Annotated in this window: 1 pseudogene; it reads right to left on the reverse strand. The window is 34.7% G+C overall.

From position 1 onward, the window contains the following. Positions 1-251: pseudogene (locus KVT11_RS20290) on the reverse strand (Replicase RepFR55); the annotation flags it as partial.

The raw sequence follows: 251 nt of genomic DNA on the forward strand, positions 1-251 counted from the left end.
TCCATTTCGCGGAATCGTAGTTCTAACTTTTCACCCAAATCAGGGGCATTTATTGGCTGTTTTTCTTCTACTTCTTTATTTGAAGGAGCAACAGAATCTAATATGTCTATTCCCTGGCATGTAGGCACAGTTGGTTTTTCGGCTTGTTCTGTAGATTGCTCCTGTTTTTTACTTAGTTTTTTAGATAGAAACTTTGTAAATGTAGAAAACATATCAATTGAAAACGCCCATTTTTGCTTAAAGTATTCAAT

It is taken from the genome of Bacillus sp. GbtcB10 (assembly GCF_019091365.1).
GTDB lineage: Bacteria > Bacillota > Bacilli > Bacillales > Bacillaceae > Bacillus > Bacillus altitudinis.